The organism is Methylorubrum podarium (assembly GCF_040270385.1).
In the GTDB taxonomy this organism is placed as follows: Bacteria; Pseudomonadota; Alphaproteobacteria; order Rhizobiales; family Beijerinckiaceae; genus Methylobacterium; species Methylobacterium podarium.
In genome coordinates this window covers 1-5,913 of sequence record NZ_JBELQE010000111.1, presented here as the reverse complement: position 1 = coordinate 5,913, position 5,913 = coordinate 1, and the positions used below count along the sequence as shown (strand labels likewise).

General features: G+C 72.5%; 3 protein-coding genes. All 3 read left to right on the top strand.

The window, feature by feature from the left end:
- Positions 1-175: 175 nt before the first annotated feature.
- Complete coding sequence (locus ABS772_RS21620) at positions 176-1,228, top strand: aliphatic amidase (RefSeq protein WP_350396817.1); 1,053 nt, start codon at positions 176-178, stop codon at positions 1,226-1,228.
- Positions 1,229-2,233: 1,005 nt separating this feature from the next.
- Positions 2,234-4,042, top strand: a complete 1,809-nt coding sequence (locus tag ABS772_RS21615) for a ShlB/FhaC/HecB family hemolysin secretion/activation protein (RefSeq protein WP_350396815.1) — start codon at positions 2,234-2,236, stop codon at positions 4,040-4,042.
- A 13-nt stretch (positions 4,043-4,055) separates the two neighbouring features.
- Positions 4,056-5,913 (top strand): two-partner secretion domain-containing protein (locus ABS772_RS21610; protein WP_350396814.1); only part of this gene is annotated, 1,858 nt, incomplete at its 3' end.

Genomic DNA, 5,913 nt, shown 5'->3' with positions numbered 1-5,913 from the left:
TGGAACCCCTTCACCGCGCGCCGGGCCAAGGACGGCTTCTACGGCGGCTTCACCCTCGTCGTCCCCCTCGGGACCCTGCTCGGGCTCGCCCCGGGCTAGCCCACGGCGAGAGCCTGCGACCGGGGGCTCGCGCGGCGGGCCCCTCCCTTCTCACGAAACCGGAGGAAACGCCGCCATGATGCACGGCGATATCTCATCGAGCCAGGACAGCGTCGGCGTCGCCGTCGTGAACTACAAGATGCCGCGCCTGCACACCAAGGCCGAGGTCATCGAGAACGCCAAGAAGATCGGCGACATGATCCTCGGGATGAAGGCCGGCCTGCCCGGCCTCGATCTCGTGATCTTCCCCGAATACTCGACACACGGCATCATGTACGACGCGGCCGAGATGTACGAGACCGCCTCGTCCGTCCCCGGTGCGGAGACCGAGATCTTCGCCGACGCCTGCCGCAAGGCCAAGGTGTGGGGCGTGTTCTCGCTCACCGGCGAGCGCCACGAGGAGCATCCGCGCAAAGCGCCCTACAACACCCTCATCCTGATGAACGACCAGGGCGAGATCGTCCAGAAATACCGCAAGATCATGCCCTGGACCCCGATCGAGGGCTGGTATCCCGGCGACCGCACCTACGTCTCGGACGGTCCGAAGGGGCTGAAGATCAGCCTCATCATCTGCGACGACGGCAACTATCCCGAGATCTGGCGCGATTGCGCCATGCGCGGCGCCGAGCTGATCATCCGCTGCCAGGGCTACATGTACCCGGCGAAGGAACAGCAGGTCCTGATCTCGAAGGCGATGGCGTTCGCCAACAACACCTACGTCGCGGTGGCCAACGCCGCCGGCTTCGACGGCGTCTACTCCTATTTCGGCCACTCGGCGATCATCGGCTTCGACGGCCGCACGCTCGGCGAGTGCGGCGAGGAGGAGATGGGCATCCAGTACGCGGCGCTCTCGAAATTCCTGATCCGCGACTTCCGCGCCCACGGCCAGTCGGAGAACCACCTCTTCAAGCTCCTGCACCGCGGCTACACGGGCATGATCAACTCGAAGGAGAACCGGCACGGGATGTCGGAATGCCCCTACGACTTCTACCGCCGCTGGATCGAGGATCCCGACGGCACCCGCGACGCGGTGCGCGCCATCACCCGCGCCAGCGTCGGCACCGAGGAATGCCCGATCGAGGGCATCCCCTTCGTCGGCAAGGGCGAGGGCCCGCCCGACCCGCGGTGAACCCGGCGGACGCCCCCCCTCCGTCGAAAGGCTAACGGACCGACGGGGCCAGGGACGTGATCGGAAAGGCTCGGTCTTCGATCGGGCCTTTCCGGCGTCGGCATCGAAGCCGGGGGCGCCTGCGGCATCCTTCGGAGCCGCTCCCGATCGTGCCCCGCCAGCCTGCCACAGGTCGTCGAACAGCCGTCCGATCTCGGCCGCCGACACCTCGTCCGTCGTTTTCGGCCCGACTCCGTCGCGCCTGATCGCCCGCGCCCCCGCGGCGGTCGTAAGCCCCACCGCATCCGGCCGCGTCAGCAAGTCCACCGCCCGCGCCGCCCGCCGCTGCCGGATCACCGCCGCCCTGCCCGCCGGCCGAACTCCCGATACAGCATCGAGCGCGACGGCCCGAACTGCGCGCACAGGCTCTCGGCCCCGAATGCCGGCCGCGCCGCCTCGCGGTCGATGAAGCGCCGGGCGATCGACCGCGACCGGTTCGCTTTCCGCAGCCTCGGACACCACCCTCGGCACGATCAGGCCGAAGAGGCGCGTGAGATCGACCCGCAGGTCCATCCCGCCCTTCCGATCGACCAGCAGGCAATGTCCGGCCCGCCTCGGATCGGCGTCCGCGGATCCTTGATTCGACGCGCCTTCCTTCGACGGATCGGTGACCGCGTCGTCGGACGGCTCTCTCGCGGCCTCCGCATCCGGATGGACGGAGAATTTGTCCAGTTTGGACTATCCCCGAGACAAAGCTGCGGATCGAGATCGATGAAGTGTTGATCCGCTGGATTGATTTGTGTTCTAAAGATCGAGTCCCGCTTTTGTGGGCCGCGTAATCTGAATTTGTCCCCGGGGCCGGGCTGGCCGAAGACCGTCCTTGCGGAGGCGGCGGTGAACGGCGCTCGGGATCCAAGTCCGTCAGGACCTGTCGGCGCTGCGGAGAGGAGCGGGGTGATGGTGCGCCTTGATGACGAAGTGCGGCGGGACCACCCGCCCGAGGCTCTCCGGTAGGCGGCTTTCCTCGTGACTCGATCGTCCTGGCGTGCCTGCGCCGTCATCGTCCTGGCGGCGCTGCCGTCCGCGCGCGGCGCCCTCGCGCAGACGGCGTCGCAGATCACGCCGCCCTCGTTCAGCCCGCCGTTGCAGCGCAGCGGCGGCGGCCTCGCCATTCCCGAGGGCGTCGGACCCGCCGCGCCCGCAGGCGCCGAGCGCCTTTCGCTACGGGTCGGACGCCTGCGCATCGAGGGGGCGCCGGCGGGCGGCGGGGAGGCCGACGCGGCCGCCCGCGATCTGAGCGCCCGCCTGTCCGGCCGGTCCATCACCGTCGCCGACCTGTTCGCCGCCGCCCGCGACCTCGAACAGGCCTACGCCGCGCAGGGCTTCGCGCTTGTGCGCGTCGTCCTGCCCGCCCAGCAGCTGAAGGATGGCGGCGACGTGCGCCTGCTCGTCGTCGACGGGCAGATCGAGCGCATCGACGTCGCGACGCTGCCCTCCGAGATCCGTGCCCGCATCGCCGCCGTCCTCGCTCCCCTCGTCGGACGCCCCGACCTGACGCTCGCCGAGATCGAGCGCCGCGTGCTGCTGGCCGGCGACACGCCCGGCACCGTCCTGCGCTCCACGCTCGCCGCTGGCAGCCGCCCCGGAGGCACCGTCCTCGTGGTCGAGGCCCGCTATAAGCCCGTCACCGGGCTGGTCTCTACCGACAACGTGCTGGCACGAAGCCTCGGCACCTACACCCTCGGCACCGGCCTCGACCTCAACTCTCCGACGGGGAGCGGCGAGAGCCTGTATTTCCGCGCCTCCGGTGCGCCGTATGCCGGCGGCGAGCGAAGCTTCCTCGGCGCAGAGCCGCGCAACCGCGCGCTCGCCCTCGGCCTGATCCTGCCGCTCGGGATCGACGGGCTCACCCTCAACCTGGAGGCCACCGACGCCCGCACCGCGCCGCGGGCCGTGCCCGGCACGCTCGGCATCGCCTCGGACTTTTCGCGCTACTCGGCCCGGCTGCGCTACCCCCTGATCCGCTCGCGCGCCCTTACCCTGAACTGGGACGCCGCCTTCGACGCGCAGGAGGAGCGCGTCGACGTCGTCTCGCCGGTCGAGGCGCCGCTCACCCTCGACCGCCTGCGCATCGCCCGCACCGGCGGCGACCTCGTCTGGTTCGCCCCGAGCGAGGCGGTGGTCACCGCGCGGCTTGCCGCCTCCTTCGGCCTCGACGGGCTCGGCGCCCGCGACGCGCCGCTCCCCGGCTCGGCGCTGGTGCCGCTGTCGCGGCTCGGCATGCGGCCGGACTTCCAGAAGCTGGAGGCGGCGCTGGCCGTCACCCAGCCGCTGGCCGAGCACCTCACCCTCGACCTCCGCGCCCGCGCCCAGACCGCCTTCAACCAAGCGCTGCCGCGCTCGGAGCAGATCGGGCTGGCCAGCCTGTCGGGCCTGTCGAGCTTCGATGCCGGCCTGTTCCAGGGCGACGAAGGCTATGTCGTGCGCGCCGAGGCGCAGTTCCCCTTCCTCGTGCCGGTCACCCTGCCCTTCGCGCTGCCCGCGATCCCGGCGCAGCTCGGCACCGGCCTGCCGCCGGAGGACGCCACGCCCGGCGCGGTGGTGATCGCCCCCTACGCCTTCGGCGCCGTCGGCCTGACGCGGCAGCAGCGCCCGACCGCGCTGGAGCGGCCGATGACCCGCGGCCTCGCCTACGGCGCCGGCCTGCGGCTCGCCGCGGCGCCGTCCTCGAGCTTCACCAACGCGGCCGCGAGCGTCGAACTCGGCCGGGCCGAGCGCTCGGATCGCCTGCCCGACGACACCCGCCTGACCTTCACCGTCGCCCTGCAGTTCTGAGTCAACGAGCGCCATGGCCCCTTCCGCCTCGCCCCGCGCCCGCGCCTTCACCCGCGCGCTGCTGGCCTCGACCGCGCTGGTCGGCGTCGGTCTCGTTCCGCTGCGCGCCGAGCCGCTGCCGACCGGCGGGCAGGTGGTCTCGGGTGGCGTGACCATCGGCAGCCCGAACCACGGCGCGCTGGCGATCACGCAATCCTCGCAGACCGCCATCGTCAATTGGCAGGGTTTCTCCATCGGCCAGGGCCACCGGGTCGAGATCCGCCAGCCGGACGCGTCCGCGGCGATCCTCAACCGGGTGACGGGGGCGACGCCCTCGACCATCGCCGGCCGGCTCGACGCCAACGGGCAGGTCTACCTCGTCAACCCCAACGGCATCACCATCACCCGGACCGGCCGGGTGAACGCGGCGGGCTTCGTCGCCTCCTCGCTCGGCATCTCGGACGAGGACTTCAAGGCGGGCCGGCGCGCGTTCCGCGGCGCGGGCGCCTCGGCCCCGGTGACGAACCGCGGCGCGGTCACGATCGGGCGCGGCGGCTACGCGGCGCTGATCGGCGGGCAGGTGACGAACACCGGCACGATCTCGGTGCCGATGGGGCGTGTGGGCCTCGGCGCGGGCGAGCGGGCGACGCTGGATCTCTCCGGCGACGGGTTTTTGCAAGTTGCGGTGCCGACGCGGGCCAAGGGTCGCGGGGCGCTGGTGTCGAATGCGGGTGTGATCGCGGCCGATGGCGGCTCGGTGACGCTGAGCGCGGCGGCGGCGCGGGACATGGCGCGGCAGGCGGTGAACCTGTCGGGGGTGGTCGAGGCGCGCTCGGTCTCCGGGAAGAACGGCCGCATCACGCTCTCGGGCGGGGACGGCGCGGTGGCGGTGACCGCGAGTGCCCGGCTCGACGCCTCGGGCCGGGACGGAGCCGACGGCGGCCGGGTGACGATCGGCGGCGGGCGGCTCGCCGTGGCCGGGACGGTGGACGTGTCCGGCGCCAGGGGCGGCCGGGCGCGGCTGCACGGGCGCGAGACGCTCGCGCTGTCGGGAGCGGTCGCGGCGGAGGGCCGGACGGGCCGGGGCGGGCGCGTGGTGGCGACCGCGCCGGCGATCGCCACGCACGCGGCGCTGATCGCGGCCTCGGGCGCGACCGGCGGCGGCACGGTGCGGATCGGCGGCGGGCGCGAGGGCACGGGGCGGCTGGCGCACGCGCGCAGCGTGGACGTGGACGCGACCACGACGATCCGGGCGGATGCCGCGGTGAACGGCGACGGCGGCGACGTGGTGGTGTGGTCGGACGCGGCGACGCGCTTTGCCGGCACGATCACCGCGCGCGGCGGGGCGCAGGGGGGCAACGGCGGGCAGGCGGAGGTGTCGTCGAAGGGCGTGCTGTCGTATGCCGGCTTCACCGATCTGACGGCGGCCAAGGGGTCTTTCGGCACGCTGCTGCTCGATCCGTACAACGTCACGATCGCGAACGGCGCGCAGACCACCGGGAGCGGGTTCACGGCCGATGCCGACGATTCGGTGATCAATGCCGGGACGCTGCTGACGGCATTGGGCAGCGCCAACGTGACGGTCTCGACCGGCACCGCGGGCTCGGCGGGGAACCAGGCCGGCAACATCACGCTGGCCGCGGGCGCGCCCTTGTCGTGGAACACGGGGGCGTCGCTGACGCTGCAGGCGGCGGGGGCGGTGACGCTCGACAGCGCGATCACCGCGCAGGCGGGCGGTCTGACGATCGCGGCGGGAACGTCGAGCCCGTCGACGGCGAGCGCGGCCATCGCGGTGGCGCGGTTCACCCTCGTCTCGGGCAACTGGGTGCAGAACAGTGCCACGCTGCCGGGCTTCGCGGCGGGGGATTTCCGGGTGGGGGGCGGTCCGTTCC

Bases quoted from the DNA above. Each gene is read 5' to 3' on its own strand.
- ABS772_RS21620 (WP_350396817.1), top strand. From the start codon at position 176: ATGATGCACGGCGATATCTCATCGAGCCAGGACAGCGTCGGCGTCGCC.